Genomic DNA, 16,150 nt, shown 5'->3' on the forward strand with positions numbered 1-16,150 from the left:
TTACAGGGGGTCGTTTGACAACACCTATGAAGAAAATTGTGATTATCGGCGGAGGTGCCGGGGGACTTGAACTGGCTACTCAGCTCGGCCATAAGCTGGGCCGCAAGAAGAAAGCCCAGATTACCCTGGTCGACCGCAACCATAGCCATTTATGGAAGCCGTTGCTGCATGAAGTCGCCACCGGATCGCTGGATGAAGGCATCGACGGTCTGAGCTATCTGGCTCATGCCCACAAGCATGGCTTCAGCTTCCAGCTTGGCACCTTGACCAACCTCGACCGCGAAAATAGCCGCCTGCAGCTGGCGGAAATCCGCGATGCGCAGGGTGAAGTGCTGGTACCGGAACGCGAGCTGGCCTACGACACGCTGGTGATGGCGCTGGGCAGTACCTCCAACGACTTCGGTACGCCGGGCGTGAAGGATAACTGTATCTTCCTCGATAACCCGCACCAGGCGCGCCGTTTCCACAACGAAATGCTGAACCTGTTCCTGAAGTTCTCTGCCAGCGAAGGCACGCAGGAGAAGGTCAATATCGCTATCGTTGGCGGCGGTGCCACCGGCGTAGAGCTGTCAGCCGAGCTGCACAACGCGGTTAAGCAGCTGCACAGCTATGGCTATAAAGGTCTGGATAACCAGGCGCTGAACGTCACGCTGGTGGAAGCCGGTGAGCGCATTCTGCCTGCGCTGCCGCCGCGTATCTCCAGCGCCGCCCACCAGGAGCTGAGCAAAATCGGCGTGCGCGTTCTGACGCAAACCATGGTGACCAGCGCAGACAAGAAAGGCCTGAACACCAAGTCCGGCGAATTTATCGAAGCTGATCTGATGGTCTGGGCTGCAGGCATCAAAGCACCGGACTTTATGAAAGATCTGGGCGGTCTGGAAACCAACCGCATCAACCAGCTGGTGGTTGAGCCAACGCTGCAAACCACGCGCGACCCGAATATCTACGCGATTGGCGACTGCGCTTCCTGCGCGCTGCCGTCCGGGGGTTTTGTACCGCCGCGTGCGCAGTCCGCGCACCAGATGGCTTCCCGCGTGCTGGCCAACATTCTGGCAGAGATGAAAGGGCAGCCGCAGAAGCCCTACGTCTATAAAGATCATGGCTCGCTGGTCTCCCTGTCCCGTTTCAGCACCGTGGGCAGCCTGATGGGTAACCTGATGCGCGGTTCAATGATGGTCGAAGGGCGCATTGCGCGTTTCGTTTACATCTCACTGTATCGTATGCACCAGGTGGCGCTGCACGGCTACTTTAAAACCGGTCTGATGATGCTGGTGGGCAGTATTAACCGTGTGATCCGTCCACGAATGAAGCTGCATTAATCCCGCCGCTTTCTGTAAAATAAACGGCTTATAGTGCCACTAGCTATAAGCCGTTGTTCTGATAGCGCCGTCTGAACCCCCCGTTAAGAACTCTCTTAAAAGCTTTCTCTTATCATGCGCTGGCCCTTTTTCTTCCAGTATTCTTATTGTCACATTCGCTCACACAACGCAAACTCAAGACTCATTACCACGGCGCGTCGCGCACGCCGGGAATGCCGTAGCTGTTACAGGACGTCTCAGCAGGCAATCATGCGCGGTAACAATTTCAGGAGGTTTTCCTGTGAATAAATCAATGTTAGCGGGTATTGGCATCGGTGTAGCAGCCGCCCTGGGTGTGGCCGCTGTGGCAAGTATGAACGTGTTCGATCGCGGACCGCAGTACGCGCAGGTGCTCTCTGCAACGCCAATCAAAGAGACTCTGAAGAACCCTCGTCAGGAGTGCCGCAACGTTACGCTGACGCATCGTCGCGCCGTGCAGGATGAAAATCGCATTGCCGGTTCAGTGCTGGGCGCGGTAGCGGGCGGGGTACTGGGTCACCAGTTTGGTGGCGGTCGTGGTCGCGATGTGGCAACGGTAGCGGGTGCGCTGGCCGGCGGCTACGGTGGTAATCAGGTGCAGGGCGCCCTGCAGGATCGCGATACTTACACCACTTCCGAGCAGCGTTGCAAAACCGTTTACGACAAGCAGGAAAAGATGCTGGGCTATGACGTCACCTATAAAATTGGTGACCAGCAGGGTAAAATCCGCATGGAAAACGACCCAGGCACGCGCATCCCGCTCGATAATAACGGTCAGCTGGTGCTGAGCGACAAAGCGTAATAGCATCCTGGCGCGATGTTTTGTAGGGGCGGACCTTCTTTTACGGTCCGCCCCTAATATTTGGGCCGACCCGAAAAGCGGTCGGCCCCTACAATATTCAGGTTATCGGCATCACCTGTAGGGGCGGACCCTTTTTTTCGGTCCGCCCTTGTTGTTTGCGTTATGAGTTACGCTGCCGCGTTCTCCAGCATCTTATCCATGAACTCCCGCACCCAGCCCATACGCACTTTGCGCTCGCCGAGGTCGCGCATAAACTTAATGCGCGTCGGGCCGTCCAGCCGCCACTGCTGCGGATCTTTCTGCAACAGGCCAATCAGCCAGGCCGGGTCGACCTTATTTTTCTCGGCGAACTCAACGAAGCCGCCTTTCTCGCTGGCTTCCACCTTACGCACGCCCAGCTTCTTCGCCACCAGACGCAGCCCGGCGATATCCAGCAGGTTACGCGCTGCATCCGGCAGCAGGCCAAAGCGGTCGATCAGCTCAACCTTGAGGTCATCCAGCTCGCCGGACTCCTGCGCGCTGGCAATCCGCTTATAGAAGGAGAGGCGGGTATTAACATCCGGGATAAAGTCATCCGGCAGCAGCGCAGGCATGCGCAGCTCGATCTCCGTCTGGCTGTTGGTGAGATCCTCCAGCGAGGGTTCACGGCCCTCCTTCAGCGCATCCACGGCATTTTCCAGCAGCTCCATATACAGCGAGAAGCCGATCGTCTCCATCTGGCCGCTCTGACCTTCTCCCAGCAGCTCACCGGCACCACGGATTTCCAGATCGTGCGTTGCCAGCGCGAAGCCCGCGCCCAAATCTTCCAGCGAAGCCAGAGCCTCCAGGCGTTTGTGCGCGTCGGTGGTCATCGCTTTCGGGTGTGGCGTCAACAGCCAGGCGTAGGCCTGGTGGTGAGAACGGCCCACGCGGCCACGCAGCTGGTGAAGCTGCGCCAGACCAAAGTGATCGGCACGTTCGATAATAATGGTATTCGCGGTCGGGATATCGATGCCGGTTTCGATGATGGTGGTACACACCAGCACGTTAAACCGCTGGTGGTGGAAATCGTTCATCACCCGTTCCAGCTCGCGCTCGCGCATCTGACCATGGCCGATAGCGACACGCGCTTCAGGCACCAGTTCGGAGAGACGCTGTGCGGCCTTCTCGATATTTTCGACGTCGTTGTAGAGGTAATAAACCTGGCCGCCGCGCAGCACTTCACGCAGGATCGCCTCGCGCACCACCAGCTCATCGTACTGGCGCACAAAGGTTTTTACCGCCAGGCGGCGGGCCGGTGGCGTGGCAATAATCGACAGATCGCGCATCCCACTCATCGCCATATTCAGCGTGCGTGGGATCGGCGTGGCGGTCAGCGTCAGAATATCCACATCGGCACGCATCGCTTTGATGCGCTCTTTATGCCGTACGCCGAAGCGGTGCTCTTCATCGACGATCAGCAGGCCGAGATCGCGCCATTTGATCTCACTCTGCAACAGCTTGTGTGTGCCGATCAGAATATCAACCTTGCCTTCCTGCGCCTCGCTCAGCACCTGCACCTGCTCTTTGGCGGTACGGAAGCGGGACAGCATCTCAATGCGCACCGGCCAGTTGGCGAAGCGGTCGCGGAAGTTATCGTAATGCTGCTGGGCCAGCAGGGTGGTCGGCACCAGCACCGCCACCTGCTTGTGGTTTTCCACCGCGAGGAAGGCGGCACGCATTGCCACTTCGGTTTTACCAAAGCCCACGTCGCCACACACCAGGCGGTCCATCGCCAGCGGCTGGCACATATCGCTCAGCACGGCATTAATAGCAGCGGACTGGTCAGGGGTGGTTTCGAACGGGAAGCTCTCGCAAAACAGCTGATACTGTTCCCGGTCATGCTTAAAGGCAAAGCCGGTTTTGGCGGCACGCTGGGCATAGATATCCAGCAGTTCGGCGGCCACATCGCGCACTTTTTCTGCCGCTTTCTGGCGCGCGCGCGACCAGGCATCGCTGCCCAGCTTGTGCAGCGGCGCGTTCTCTTCGGCACCGCCCGCGTAGCGGCTGATCAGATGCAGAGACGACACCGGTACATACAGCTTGGCATCGCCGGCATACGCCAGCATCAGATACTCCGCCTGGATACCGCCGGTTTCCAGCGTGGTCAGGCCGATATAGCGCCCGACGCCGTGCTCCAGATGCACCACCGGCTGGCCCGGATGCAGTTCCGCGAGGTTGCGGATCAGCACGTCCGGGTTGATGGTGCGGCGGCTGTCCTGGCGACGACGGCTAACGCGCTCGCCCAGCAGATCGCTTTCGCAGATCAGCGCGCGGTTACGCAGGCCGTCGATAAAACCGTGTTCGCTGGCGCCGATCAGCAGATAGTGGCCTGGCGCCTGCGCATCCGGCAGCGAGTGGATCGCCGTCGGCTTCAGCTTGATGCGCGCCAGCAGCTCCTGCAATGCTTCGCGGCGGCCTTCGCTCTCTACCGAGAACACCACCGGGCCGCTGAAACTCTCCAGAAAACGGCGCAGGGCATCAAGCGGTGCTTTGGCCTGGGCCTGCACCGCCAGATCCGGCAGCGTTTCATAATGCAGATTGGTATTGGCGGCTTTATCGGCCAACAGTTCGGTTTTCAGCTGCACGCGCGGCCACTGCTTCAGTTCGCCAAACAGCTCATCACTGCGCAGCCACAGGGTTGGCGGCGGCAGCAGTGGACGCATCGGGTCGACGCGGCGGTTCTCATAGCGGGCGTTAACATCCTGCCAGAAACGTTCGGCGCTGGCTTCCAGGTCGCCGGAAATGATCAGCAGCGTATTGGCCGGCAGATAGCTGAATAACGGCTGCAGCGGCTGCTCGAAGAACAGCGGCTGCCAGTATTCGATCCCGGCGGGCAGGGTGCCTTTGCTCACCTGCTGATAGATATGCTCGGCTTCACGACGCACGTCAAAATGTTCGCGCCACTGGGTGCGGAACAGCTCAATCGCGGCTTTATCGGTCGGGAACTCATGCGCGGGCAGCAGATTAATCGCCGCGACCTCTTCCTGAGTGCGCTGGCTGTCGACGTCAAACAGCCGCAGGCTGTCGATGTCATCATCGAAAAAGTCAATGCGGTAGGGGCGGTCGCTGCCCATCGGGTAAAGGTCAAGCAGTGCGCCACGGGTGGCAAACTCACCGTGTTCCATCACCTGATCCACGCTGCGATAGCCCGCCTGTTCCAGCTGGGCGCGCAGCTTGTCGCGCGACAGCTTTTGCCCTTTTTGCATCACCAGCGCATGGCCGTGCAGGAAGCTGTGCGGGCAGACACGCTGCATCAGCGTGTTAACCGGCAGGATCAGCACGCCGCGCTCAAGCGTCGGCAGTTGATACAGGGTGGAGAGTCGCGAGGAGATAATTTCCTGATGCGGCGAAAAACTGTCAAAAGGCAGCGTTTCCCAGTCCGCCAGCGCCATCACCGGCTGATCGGTAAACTGTTTAATTTCATCCTGCAGGCGCAGTGCATTCTGCATATCCGGTGCAATCAATACCACCGGGCCTTGATGACGTTCAACCATTTCGGCACATTCAACGGCACAGGCTGCACCGGTTAATTGCCCCAGCTGGCGCTGGTCGCCTGCTCTGGTCGGCAGGTCGTAGCGGTAGAGTTCTGGCATAATCAGTTAGACGGTCTCTTGGCAAAGGGGAGATCGGAAAACCGCTGTGGTGCCGGGCGGTCCCGATTCAGCTACGCGGAGTATACCTTGATTTTAGCGGCAGTTGGGCATCCCGGCCTATTTTGGTGATTGCTGCGTATAGTGCATGCGCGGGCGGTCAATATTCGCCCAGATCAGCTCATTCTCACCATGATAGCTATGGTTGCCATCGTCCCACTTGACGTAGTAACCGGCGGGCTGGTCACCCTGTTCGAAAACATTCAGCACCACGCCTTTAATCTGTCCGGTTTTATGGCGCACGATACTGCCTTGTGGATATCTGGACATCGTTAACCCCCGCAGATACCGCCAGTAATGGATGCCATCATAGTCGCAGGGTTAACCGTCGATCATTGTCATTGAGATCAAAAAACCGACAATTAACCCCTTAATTTTGTTCAGACGTCACCGGTATTATCATCCTCAACGGCCTGATAGATACGCTGCAGGATATCCGGGAAGGCTGACTGCACGCGGCTCCAGCTGGGGATAAAGGGTTTCTCATTCGGGCGTTCAATAAACGACTGCCCGGCGTCGAGAATGGCCTGAGTAAACATCTCCACGGCGGCTTCCTCCGCATGCTGGTCGAACTTCAGGCCATTCATCGTCGCTTCATGGTTATAGATCTCCATCATATCCAGCGCGTTACGATAGTAGGTGGCTTTCAGCACGCGGAAGGAGTCGCTGGTGATATTAACGCCCATGGTGGCCATTTTACGCAGCAGCGACTGCACAATGTCGTTACTCATGCGCTTCAGTCCCCCGGTGCCATCCTCTTCGGCCAGCGGCTGATGCTTATGGTCGTAGTTATCGGCAATCTCCACCTGGCAACTCTGCCGCGTGGTGTAGTTGCGATAGATCTCGGACAGCACGCCAATCTCCAACCCCCAGTCGCCGGGAATTTTAATGCCGTTCAGTACATGGGTGCGCATGGCGAACTCGCCGGAGAGCGGGTAGCGGAAGCTGGAGAGATAGTCGAGATACTCCGAATGGCCGTACACCTTTTGCAGCGAGCGCAGCAGTGGGCCAACCAGCAGGCGGCCAACGCGGCCATTCAGCTTGCCATCCGCGACGCGGGCATAGAACCCTTTGCAGAACTCATACTGGAAGCTGGGGTTCGCCAGCGGGTAGAGCAGGCGGGCCAGCATGCCGCGCTCATAGGTGACGATATCGCAATCGTGCAGCGCCACGCAGGCGGTTTTATCGGAAGCAAGGGTGTAGCCGGTGCAGAACCAGACGTTACGCCCTTTACCCGGCTGCGCAGGGGAAAGCCCCTCTTTATCCAGTTCGGCATCCAGCGCTTTCAGGCGCGGGCCGTCGTTCCACAAAATACGATGGCGCTGAGGCAGGCGCGAAAAGAACTCGCGGGCATGCAGGAACTGATCGCGGTCGGCGCGATCCAGCCCAATCACGATCTCGGCCAGGTAAGGGACTTTCGCCAGCTCATCGACGATATGGCTGAGGGCCGGACCTTCCAGTTCCGAATAAAGGGAAGGGAGGATCAGCCCCATTTTGCGCTTGCGTGAGAAGCGCGTAAGCTCTTTTTCCAGCTCCTCCACGCTGCGCCCCGTCAGGTTATGAAAGTTAGTAATGACGCCGTTCTGGTAAAAATCGCTCATCGCTTACCTCGTAAAGGTGACCTCAGCTTACTGAGTGATAAAATGCTCAAGCCCTTCGCACCAGCCTTGCGGGCCAAAATGTTCGGTGTGATAGATATGGTGCTTATCCTGACGCTGCAAAATGACCGGATTTTTACTGTAGCCGTTAATCACTACCGCATAATCAACGGCGTCCAGCATCTCCGCATCGTTAGGGCCGTCCCCCAGGCCAATGGTGAGCGGTGGCCCCGCCGGGTGAGGGTAGTGCTGGAGCAACCAGCGCAGCGCCGCGCCTTTACCACATCCACTGCGCACCACGGACCAGAAGCGCCCGCCCTGGATCAGGGTGAGATCCTGCTGCGCCAGATGCTGGCGGAACTCGGTGAAACGCTCCTCGCTGTCGCGCCAGATAAGGCTTTCCGAGGCCTCGCGCTGGCGTGCTAAAGCCGCCTGATGCGGGGCCAGCCCGGTCCAGTCGGAGACCTCCTTTTCACTGACTTCGGCAAAGCCGATGAACCTGAAGCCGTGCTGCTGTTTCAGGCGCTGCAGCGTGCGGCACAGCGTGGCGTAATCGGTGCCGCCCGACTCCCTGAAAGGGCCAGCGCCGCTGCCGTCATCCCACTGCACCAGCGCGCCATTTTCAGCTATAAACGGCGCACCGGCGATCCCCAGCTGATCTTGCAGCGGGACGATCTCTGCTGCAGTCTTACTGGAGCAGATAACCAGCGGGATGTGCTGCGCATGCAGGCGTGCCAGCCAGGGTTCGGCGGGTTGCCAGCTATAGGTATGATGGTCCAGTAGCGAACCGTCGAGATCGGTGATAATCATCACCGGGTCCTGCAACGTCGGCATTGGCAATACCTCATAAGTGACGGTGAGCATTGAGTATAGTCCAGAGTTTCACAGGCGCAGGGAGGGCGTAAAGCGCTCGATAGCGGTTCGACAACTCCAGGAATTATCTTAAAAGCGAGTAAGAAAAGTGACGCGAGTGACAGTCGCGGGCGGTGCGAAAGATCAGCAGTGGCGCAGGCTGTAGCCGAGAAGCTTGTACAGGCTGTGGATTTTTGTACAAATTAAACGGAAGTTAGGAGTTGTCTTAGTCAGACAATGCGTTACTCTGATGACGTCAATGAATTACCCAAGTAACGAATTCATTTCCTGTGAGAATACTTTATCCCGGCCAGTCACTGGCTGGGATTTTTTTTGCTCAGGCAGAAATCGCAGGCAAAAAAAAAGCCCGCGCTGCGCGGGCAAAATCCTTGTTACTTTTGGTAGGCGGTCTCCACTCACGCTAACATCCAGGGGTGGAGACAGCCTTTCTGCGCCTTTGGGGTTGGTGCAGTGAGCAGATTCTAAGATTAACCCCTGTCAGGAGTCTCACCGCGAAACGTAAAGAAAGCGAAAAAGTGAGACAACAGAAGACTTTACGCAGCTTTACGCGCTAACGACGCGATGATTTTTTTGGCTAGCTATACTGATCAACGGGTTAACCCCTGACAAAAACAGAAAACGGAGAGTGTATGGACTTTTTACGCATTGTGATTGCGATTCTTTTACCCCCACTGGGCGTGTTTATGCAGGTTGGTTTTGGCGGAGCATTCTGGCTGAATATCCTGCTGACGCTGTGCGGCTACATCCCCGGTATCATCCACGCGGTGTGGGTGATTGCACGTCGCTAACTGACCAGACTGCTGCGCGCCATAAAATACTCGGTTAAACTGAAGCAAATCAGGCTTGGGAGAGACCATGAAAGTTAATGAGCGCGTAACGGTAAAAACTGACGGCGGACCACGCCGTCCGGGGACGGTTCTGGCAGTGGAAGAGTTTAGCGAAGGCACCATGTTCCTGGTGGCGCTGGAGGATTATCCACTGGGGATCTGGTTCTTTAATGAATCTGGCCACGAAGACGGCATTTTCGTCGAACCGCACCCGTAACCAAAGAGGGGACAGTCATCGCTGTCACGTCGTGGCGAGGCACGCCTCGCCCGCTTCAGGCCAGCCCTGAATGCGCCGGCACAAAATTTCCTCGCCCGCCCGCAATTCCCCACAAAACGCCGTACCGACCCTTATCAACCCAAAAACTCTCGCCAGCATTGGCCTTACACTGTTTTTAACCGCCGAAAACAGTCAGGGATCCCTATGCTAATGCCGCTTGTGCCTGCCGTTGCCGAATGGCAGCGCGATGACTACCTGTTAAGCAGCGACCCGCAAAAAATCGATATCGCCTGGGTCCACCACCACATCTCCGAACACAGCTACTGGGCGCAGGGGCAAACGCTGGAAATGACCGAGCGCTCCCTCGCGGCCTCAATGCCCTTCGGCATCTATTACCAGCAGCAGCAGGTAGGTTTTGGCCGCCTGATCACCGACTACAGCCGCTTTGCCTATCTCAGCGACGTGATGATCGACGAAGCGCACCGTGGTAAAGGCTTAGGGCGCTGGTTTGCCGCCGCTATTGTCCATCACCCTGAACTGAAAACCATCAAACGCTGGATGCTGGCGACCGATGACGCGCACGACGTATACCGTCGGGCGGGCTGGAAGCCGGTGGCACAGCCGCAACGCTTGATGGAATTTATTCCTACCCCACCAGAGGATCGCACTCCATGACCTACCGCGTTGGCGTCGATATCGGCGGCTCGTTTACTGACTTTGCGCTGCTTGACGAGCGTGATAACAGCATCCGTACCCTGAAAGTCTTGTCGCGGCCCGACAGCCCCGGCAGTGAAATTACCACCGGGCTGGCGGCGTTTCAGCAGCGCGATGGCATCAATCCGGCTGATATCCACTACTTCACCCACGGCACCACCGTTGGCGTGAATGCGGTGATCCAGCGCAAAGGCGTCAAGCTGGCGCTGTTCGCCACCGAGGGGTTCTGCGACGTGCTGGAGCTGGCCCGCCTGAAAATCCCTCATATCCACGACCTGTTCTCACGCCGCCCGGCCCCGCTGATCGCCCGCGACCGCGTCTTCGCCATCAAAGAGCGCAGCGACCGCGACGGCAACGTGCTGCAGCCGGTCGAGCGCCAGAGCGTGGTAGACGCGGTAGACAGGGCGCGCGCTGCGGGGTGCCAGGGGATAGTCGTCTCGCTGCTGCATAGCTATCGCAACGGCAGTAACGAAGCGCAGGTGCGCGCGATCGTCGCCGAAATTGCACCCGATCTGCTGACCTCCTGCTCGGCCGAGATCTGGCCGATTATCCGTGAATACGAACGCACCATCACTGCGGTGATCAACGCCTATGTACAGCCAAAAGTGATCCACTACCTTGACGCGTTCGAACGCGCCCTGAAAGAGATGGGCGTGCCGGTGCCGCCGCGCATCACCAAATCCAACGGCGGAGTGATGGCGCTGGCGCAGGCCAAAGCCGAGTGCGTACAGATGGTGCTATCCGGCACCGCTTCCGGCGTGATGGGTGCCAGCTATATTGCCGAAAGCTGCGGCTTTGACCGCCTGCTCAGCCTCGATATCGGCGGCACCAGCGCCGATGTGGCGGTGATTATCGATGGCCGCCCGGAGTACGGCAGTGGCGAAATTATCGGGGATTTCCCCATCTACATTCCGTCAGTGTCGGTCACCTCGGTGGGTCAGGGCGGCGGGTCGATCGCCTGGATCGACAGTCTCGGCGTCCTGCAGGTCGGGCCGGACAGCGCCGGTTCGCTGCCGGGGCCAGTCTGCTTCCGGCGCGGCGGCAGCGAAGCCACCGCCACCGATGCCTTTGCCGCCTGCGGGCTCATTGGTCACGGCGACCTCGGCTATAACGCGGTGCAGGTCGACGTGGCCGGGGCGCGCGCGGCGGTGGCAAAACTGGCGGCACCGCTCGGTATCACTATTGAGGAGACGGCGGAAAATATTATCGCGCTGGCGATCTCCAGCATGTACAGCGACACCAGTGGGCTGATTTCACGCTTCGGCCTCGATCCCCGTGAGTTCTACTTCCTCGCCTTCGGCGGCGCCGGGCCGATGATGGGCTGCTTCCTGGCGCGTAAGCTGAAGCTGAAAGGCGTCGTGGTTCCCCCTACGCCTGGGGTGCTGTCGGCGCTTGGCGGGCTGGTGGCCGACATAAAAAATGACTTTATCCGCACGCTGTACTGCGAGCTGACGCTGGCGGTTACGGACGACTTGCAGGTCAACGCGAGCGAACTCCGTCGCGACGCTGAAGGCTGGCTGACGCGGGAATACGGTGCCGATCTGCCGTATCAGCTGAGCTTCTCCGCCGATATGCGCTACCGCGGGCAGTCGTTTGAAATTGACGTGGCGCTGCAGGAAGCCTGGCTACTGGCGGGCGATCTCGCCGCCGTGCGTGCGGCATTTGATGCCCACCACACGCGCCTGTTCGGTCACCACGACCAGCACGCGGCGGTACAGCTGATCAACCTGCGGCTGGTGCTCTCCTCACCGACGCCGAAACCTCGCCTTAGTACGCTGGCGCAGGCCACTGACCCGGTGGCCGTAGTGCGTGAAGTGGAGGCGTGGATCGACGGCCAGTGGTGGCAGGTTGGCGTGGTCGCCCGCAGCGCGCTATTGGCCGGGCACCAGCTGGATGGCCCGGTGATTATCACCCAGGACGACTGTACCACCTGTGTTCCACCGCAGATGCAGGTCGACGTCGACCGCTTTGGCAACCTGATTATTACCCCGCAAACCGGAGCGCATCATGGCAATTGATGGTCGTAACCTGCAAATCCTCGCTAACTACTGCGCGGCCGCCGCCGATGCGATGGCGTTTACCCTGATGCGCACCGCCCACTCGACCTTTGTTAAAGAGACGGAGGACTTCTCCTGCCAGATCGTCAGCCGCAGCGGAATGGCGTTTGCCTCACCGCGCAGCTTCGGCGCGCCGTGGTACAGCGGTATCGACTACGGCCCGGTACTGGAACTGATCGACGGCTACCGGGAAGGGGACATCTGCATCACTAACGACGCCTACGCGGGCAATGTGGCCACCCATTCGCCGGATATCCATATCTGGAAGCCGGTGTTTTATCAAGGTGAGGTCGCGTGCTTTGTGGTCGGGCATATCCACAATACCGACGTCGGCGGCGCTGTTCCGGCCTCGCTGTCGCGCTCGCTGAGTGAAATTGTGCAGGAGGGGATCCGCATTCCGCCGCTAAAAATCATCAGCGCTGGGGTGCTGAACGAAGAGGTGGCGCGCATAATGCGCCTCAACGTCCGTGCGCCGGATCAGAACTGGGGCGACTTCAACGCGCAGATCGCCTCGGTCAACATCGGCGAACGCAAGGTGCAGGAGATTATCGCCCGCTTCGGCATTGACGATTTCCTCAGCGGTATTGAGGGGATTCTCGACTATGCCGAGCAGCAGGCACGCAGCATAATCAGCACCATTCCCGACGGCGACTATTTTTACGCCGACTATGCCGATGAAGACGGTGAGGGCGGCTATCCGTGCCGCATCGCCGTCACGCTGCGGGTAACGGGCGAGCGGCTGGAGCTGGATTATACCGGCAGCGATCCGCAGCTGATGTCGTCGCTGAATATGCCCACCGGCGGGCGCGAGCGTCATCCGCTGGCGCTGGTCGGCGTCACCTATGTGCTCTCTACCCTTGACCGTTCGCTGCTGCTCAATGCCGGAACGCTGCGCCCGACGCGGGCTATTCTGCCGCCTGGCACCATTATGAACTGCGAAGCGCCAGCGGCGGTGGGAATGCGCTCACTGACCTGCGCGATGTCGCAGATCGCCACCGTGGGGGCTTTCTCGCTGGCGATGCCGGAGCGCCTGCCGGCCAATTCGCCGGGCGGCAATTCCATTATTAATATTCGCACCGTTGACGGGCAGAACCGCAGCGTGGTGGCCTCGCTCGGCCCGGTAGGCGGCGGCGCGGGTGGCACGCCCAGGCACGATGGCCCGGACGGTTCGGGCGGCCTCTCGGCGTTCCTGAAAAATACTCCCATCGAGATTAACGAAGCGGAGGTGCCGGTACGCTTTCATCGCTACGGTTTGGCCGCCGACAGCGCCGGGGCCGGGGAGTTTCGCGGCGGGCTGGCAACGGAGATGGCGTTTGAGGTGTTCGCACCCAATACCACCATTACGGCGCGAAACCGTAACCGCTCGGTGTTCTCTTCGGCGGGCGCCGCCGGTGGCCGGGCGGGCAGCACTTCGTGGTTCCGCACCGAACACGCCGACGGGCGCGTCACTGAACACGGCAATACCGATGTGATCCACTGCGGGCCGGGGGATGTGGTGGCGATCAAAGGGCCGGGCGCGGGCGGCTACGGGCTGGCGAAGAACCGCAGCCCGCAGGCGGTATTGCAGGATGTGCAGTGCGGTTTTGTCAGCGAACAGGCGGCGCGCGAGCAGTACGGCGTGGCGCTGCAGAACGGAGAGATTGACGAGGTCGGCAGCGCCCGTCTGCGCAGCGCGATGGCGGATGCCAGCGGGGAACACTTTGACGTGGGCAGCGCCCGACGCGAGTTTGAAAGCCTGTGGACGCCGCAGCGCTATCAGCTGCTCACCAACTTCCTCGCGCAGCGCCCGGTCGTGTGGCGTCACTTCCTCAAGCACCAGGTGTTTGCGGCGGTGCAGGCAGGTGAAGGCCGTGAATTAGCGCTCGATCAGCAGATGTCTCAGCTATTTGCGCGCTTATTGCAACGCTTCCCGGCGCTGAACGTCCCGCAATCAATGTAACGCTGATGTAGGGCCCTGCTTTATTTGACCAGCGCCAGCGAAAAGCCATCCCAGCCTTTGGCGCCCACGGTTTGAATCGCGGTGGCGTCAAGGCGCGGATGGCTGCCCATCATCGACAAAAAATCACGCACGCCCTGCAGGTTCCAGTCGCTGGTGTCGCCGTCGGCCACGCGCCCGTTGCGGATCACGTTATCGCCAATAATTAACGTTCCGGAACGGGAATAGGTAATCGCCCATTCAAGGTAAGCCGGGTTATTACGCTTGTCGGCATCGATGAAAATCATATCGAACGGCGCGGACCCGGCGAGAGTGGGCAGGGTATCCAGCGCTGCGCCGACGCGGATAGTTACCTTACTCTCCAGCCCGGCATGACGAATGTTTTTCGCCGCAATTTCGGCATGATGCGCTTCATATTCCAGGGTGATCACTTTGCCATCCTCCGGCAGCGCACGAGCCAGCCAGATGGTGCTGTAGCCGCCCAGCGTGCCAATCTCCAGAATGCGTTTTGCCCCGACCATTCTGGCGAACAGCTGCAGCAGCTTGCCCTGGTTGGGGGCGACATCAATTGCCGGTAAACCCGCCGCCTGGTTCGCCTCCAGCGCCGCAAGCAGTGCCTCATCCTGCACCACCAGCTGCTCCACCAGATAGTCGTCGACCTGCGCCCAGCGTTGTTGATTCATCGTTTGTCCCTGCTGAATGGTAAATCGCTAATTATAGATGGGTTGAGGCGGGCGAGATGCCACAGCAGGGGGATATTTTTGATGTATGCAGGTCTACTGTAGTGGCCGACCTTCTTTTCCGGTCGGCCTTCAGCAAAATAGTGCGGGTTGACCGAAAAAGAGGGTCAACCCCTACGCCGTCACCCTGGCAACAAATTGCGGGTCGGCCTTCAGTTAGCGATATCAGTTGCGGCAGGTTTCCTGCTGCGGCGATCGCGCATCGGGGATAAGGGTTAACAGCCCGCAGAACGCCATGCCAACGCCAATCCACAGCGGGGCGCTCAGGCCAAAGCCGTACTCAATGCCCAGCCCGCCGAGCAGCGACCCCAGCATCAGGCCGAGGGTGATCATCGAAGCGTGCAGCGTATTCACCAGCTGACGGTTGCCGGCCGCGCCCATCACCCGCGTCACCATCGCCGGGTTCATCGTTACCCCGGTCAAGCCGACGCCGACCACCGCCGCCACGGCAATCACCGGCTGCGCAATGTAAAGCGCAAACAGCGTCATAAACAGCATCAGGCACAGCAGGCCAAAGATAATCACCGGCAGCGCAAAGCGCTGTGCCAGCCTGCCGACCACCGCATTGCCCAGTACCGTAGCGGCGCCGTAAATCACCAGTAGCCAGGTAATGCTCCCGGCGCTAAAGCCAGTCTCGTTGCTCAGGATCGGCGTGAAGTAGCTGAAGCCAGCAAAGGTCGCGCCGATGATCATCATGCTGGTACTGTAGGTGCGCCACAGCAGCGGGTTTTTCAGCGCCCGCAGCTCGTCGCCCAGACTGATATCTTCCGCTTGCAACGATTTTGGCAACGTCAGCCGCGTCAGCCACAGCGCCAGCAGCGTAATCCCCACCACCGACCAGAAACTGACGCGCCAGCCCGCGAGGTTACCAATAAAGCTCGCCAGCGGCAGACCGATAACGGTGCCGATCATCAGCCCACCCAGCACCACGGTGATCGCGCGTGAGATCAGCTCCGGCTTCACCAGCCTGACGCCAGTACTCACCGCGCAGCCAATGAATGCCCCGGCAACCGCCCCGGTCATAATGCGCGCCGCCATCAGCAGCGGGTAGTTGCTGGCAATGGCACCGAGCGCCTGGCTGGTAATAAACAGCCCGAGGAGAATAAACAGCCCGCGGCGCGGCGGCTGCTTCAGCAGCAGCAGGGTCAGCAGCGGGCCGCCGAGCGCCATCGCCAGCGCATACACGGTGATCAAATAGCCCGCCATCGGCAGGCTGATGTTCAGGTCGGCCGTCATGATATTCATCATCGCCGCCACCTGGAATTCGCTGGTTACCATGGCAAAAACGCCGAATCCCAGCGTATACACGGCCGCAGGCAGAGAAGTGGAAGTTGCAGACATAACGTTTCCCAGAGAAGAAGAAGCAAAGAGGCAAAGT

Annotated in this window: 13 protein-coding genes; 7 read left to right on the forward strand and 6 right to left on the reverse strand. The window is 59.4% G+C overall.

Annotated elements, in window-relative coordinates:
* The first annotated feature begins 14 nt into the window (after positions 1-14).
* Together J2Y91_RS16865 and J2Y91_RS16870 are read left to right on the forward strand one after the other, a co-directional pair.
* A complete protein-coding gene (locus J2Y91_RS16865) occupies positions 15-1,319 on the forward strand; it encodes an NAD(P)/FAD-dependent oxidoreductase (RefSeq protein WP_048916376.1) in 1,305 nt (434 codons plus the stop codon).
* A gap of 280 nt (positions 1,320-1,599) precedes the next feature.
* Complete coding sequence (locus J2Y91_RS16870) at positions 1,600-2,139, forward strand: glycine zipper 2TM domain-containing protein (RefSeq protein ID WP_048916375.1); 540 nt, start codon at positions 1,600-1,602, stop codon at positions 2,137-2,139.
* Positions 2,140-2,306: 167 nt separating this feature from the next.
* Here the strand turns inward: J2Y91_RS16870 and mfd are convergent, their stop codons facing one another.
* The 4 genes from mfd to J2Y91_RS16890 all read right to left on the reverse strand — a co-directional run bounded on the left by mfd (position 2,307) and on the right by J2Y91_RS16890 (position 8,242).
* Positions 2,307-5,753 (reverse strand): transcription-repair coupling factor, encoded by a 3,447-nt coding sequence (mfd, locus tag J2Y91_RS16875; protein WP_133623941.1) that lies wholly within the window; start codon positions 5,751-5,753, stop codon positions 2,307-2,309.
* A gap of 117 nt (positions 5,754-5,870) precedes the next feature.
* Entirely contained in the window at positions 5,871-6,080 is a 210-nt protein-coding gene (locus tag J2Y91_RS16880) for a hypothetical protein (protein WP_048916373.1), read from the reverse strand.
* A 110-nt stretch (positions 6,081-6,190) separates the two neighbouring features.
* Positions 6,191-7,411, reverse strand: a complete 1,221-nt coding sequence (locus J2Y91_RS16885) for a glycosyltransferase family protein (RefSeq protein ID WP_048916372.1) — start codon at positions 7,409-7,411, stop codon at positions 6,191-6,193.
* A 27-nt stretch (positions 7,412-7,438) separates the two neighbouring features.
* Positions 7,439-8,242 (reverse strand): mannosyl-3-phosphoglycerate phosphatase-related protein, encoded by an 804-nt coding sequence (locus J2Y91_RS16890; protein ID WP_133625087.1) that lies wholly within the window; start codon positions 8,240-8,242, stop codon positions 7,439-7,441.
* Between the two features lie 668 nt (positions 8,243-8,910).
* Between J2Y91_RS16890 and J2Y91_RS16895 the strand changes: the two genes are divergently transcribed.
* The 5 genes from J2Y91_RS16895 to J2Y91_RS16915 all read left to right on the forward strand — a co-directional run bounded on the left by J2Y91_RS16895 (position 8,911) and on the right by J2Y91_RS16915 (position 14,035).
* The gene (locus tag J2Y91_RS16895; protein WP_048916370.1) at positions 8,911-9,069 is read left to right on the forward strand and encodes a YqaE/Pmp3 family membrane protein; all 159 of its coding nucleotides are present in this window, start codon (positions 8,911-8,913) and stop codon (positions 9,067-9,069) included.
* A 67-nt stretch (positions 9,070-9,136) separates the two neighbouring features.
* A complete protein-coding gene (gene dsrB, locus J2Y91_RS16900; protein ID WP_133623940.1) occupies positions 9,137-9,325 on the forward strand; it encodes a protein DsrB in 189 nt (62 codons plus the stop codon).
* 204 nt (positions 9,326-9,529) lie between these two features.
* Positions 9,530-10,000: a GNAT family N-acetyltransferase gene (locus J2Y91_RS16905; RefSeq protein ID WP_099753407.1), complete on the forward strand. Its 471-nt coding sequence runs from the start codon at positions 9,530-9,532 to the stop codon at positions 9,998-10,000.
* Positions 9,997-12,057, forward strand: coding sequence for a hydantoinase/oxoprolinase family protein (locus tag J2Y91_RS16910; RefSeq protein ID WP_133623939.1), 2,061 nt, complete (start codon positions 9,997-9,999; stop codon positions 12,055-12,057). The genes J2Y91_RS16905 and J2Y91_RS16910 overlap by 4 nt, the downstream gene beginning before the upstream one ends.
* On the forward strand, positions 12,047-14,035 hold the full coding sequence (locus tag J2Y91_RS16915; RefSeq protein WP_133623938.1) for a hydantoinase B/oxoprolinase family protein: 1,989 nt from the start codon (positions 12,047-12,049) through the stop codon (positions 14,033-14,035). Before J2Y91_RS16910 ends, J2Y91_RS16915 begins: the two co-directional genes overlap by 11 nt.
* Before the next feature lie 20 nt (positions 14,036-14,055).
* Here the strand turns inward: J2Y91_RS16915 and J2Y91_RS16920 are convergent, their stop codons facing one another.
* Together J2Y91_RS16920 and J2Y91_RS16925 are read right to left on the reverse strand one after the other, a co-directional pair.
* Positions 14,056-14,715, reverse strand: a complete 660-nt coding sequence (locus J2Y91_RS16920; protein ID WP_048918507.1) for an O-methyltransferase — start codon at positions 14,713-14,715, stop codon at positions 14,056-14,058.
* A gap of 222 nt (positions 14,716-14,937) precedes the next feature.
* Complete coding sequence (locus J2Y91_RS16925; RefSeq protein ID WP_133623937.1) at positions 14,938-16,113, reverse strand: MFS transporter; 1,176 nt, start codon at positions 16,111-16,113, stop codon at positions 14,938-14,940.
* Between the last annotated feature and the right edge of the window lie 37 nt (positions 16,114-16,150).

The organism is Erwinia aphidicola, from assembly GCF_024169515.1.
Taxonomy (GTDB): Bacteria; Pseudomonadota; Gammaproteobacteria; order Enterobacterales; family Enterobacteriaceae; genus Erwinia; species Erwinia aphidicola.

What these genes read in the sequence shown, in the direction of transcription:
- J2Y91_RS16880 (WP_048916373.1), bottom strand. Translation starts at nt 6,080, where the DNA reads ATGTCCAGATATCCACAAGGCAGTATCGTGCGCCATAAAACCGGACAG.
- J2Y91_RS16910 (WP_133623939.1), top strand. Translation starts at nt 9,997, where the DNA reads ATGACCTACCGCGTTGGCGTCGATATCGGCGGCTCGTTTACTGACTTT.
- J2Y91_RS16895 (WP_048916370.1), top strand. Translation starts at nt 8,911, where the DNA reads ATGGACTTTTTACGCATTGTGATTGCGATTCTTTTACCCCCACTGGGC.
- dsrB (WP_133623940.1), top strand. Translation starts at nt 9,137, where the DNA reads ATGAAAGTTAATGAGCGCGTAACGGTAAAAACTGACGGCGGACCACGC.
- J2Y91_RS16885 (WP_048916372.1), bottom strand. Translation starts at nt 7,411, where the DNA reads ATGAGCGATTTTTACCAGAACGGCGTCATTACTAACTTTCATAACCTG.
- J2Y91_RS16925 (WP_133623937.1), bottom strand. Translation starts at nt 16,113, where the DNA reads ATGTCTGCAACTTCCACTTCTCTGCCTGCGGCCGTGTATACGCTGGGA.
- J2Y91_RS16890 (WP_133625087.1), bottom strand. Translation starts at nt 8,242, where the DNA reads ATGCCGACGTTGCAGGACCCGGTGATGATTATCACCGATCTCGACGGT.
- J2Y91_RS16920 (WP_048918507.1), bottom strand. Translation starts at nt 14,715, where the DNA reads ATGAATCAACAACGCTGGGCGCAGGTCGACGACTATCTGGTGGAGCAG.
- mfd (WP_133623941.1), bottom strand. Translation starts at nt 5,753, where the DNA reads ATGCCAGAACTCTACCGCTACGACCTGCCGACCAGAGCAGGCGACCAG.
- J2Y91_RS16905 (WP_099753407.1), top strand. Translation starts at nt 9,530, where the DNA reads ATGCTAATGCCGCTTGTGCCTGCCGTTGCCGAATGGCAGCGCGATGAC.
- J2Y91_RS16915 (WP_133623938.1), top strand. Translation starts at nt 12,047, where the DNA reads ATGGCAATTGATGGTCGTAACCTGCAAATCCTCGCTAACTACTGCGCG.